General features: G+C 52.6%; 1 protein-coding gene. It reads right to left on the reverse strand.

Annotated elements, in window-relative coordinates; genetic code table 11:
• Positions 1–329 (reverse strand): hypothetical protein (locus tag AC1RPH_RS08135; RefSeq protein ID WP_481762081.1); only part of this gene is annotated, 329 nt, incomplete at both ends.

Genomic DNA, 329 nt, shown 5'->3' on the forward strand with positions numbered 1-329 from the left:
GGTGTGCACTCACCGACGATATCAATCCTCTGCTTGAGAGTCAGATAACCGGCTACGTGTTGGATATGCGTAGCGAGTTGAGCCAAGAACGAGAATTCGGAGCGTTGCTCTTCATCCTTCATCTCAGGAGCATCCGCAAACTCAAGAACGTCGCGCATGGTAGGGGGACGCATAACGAGTTCAGGCACGTCTGCAAACGAGTATATCGAGGCATCTGGAACAGTCTCAAGCTCGTTGATCGTCATCGTGGTGTTCGTGATGATCTGCGAAAGCTTCAGCGAATCCTCGGGGAGCGCTAGACGCGCAATCTCGTCACGTTGCTCTTGTGT

Source organism: Dellaglioa sp. CoH-57-MRSF-16, from assembly GCF_056782055.1.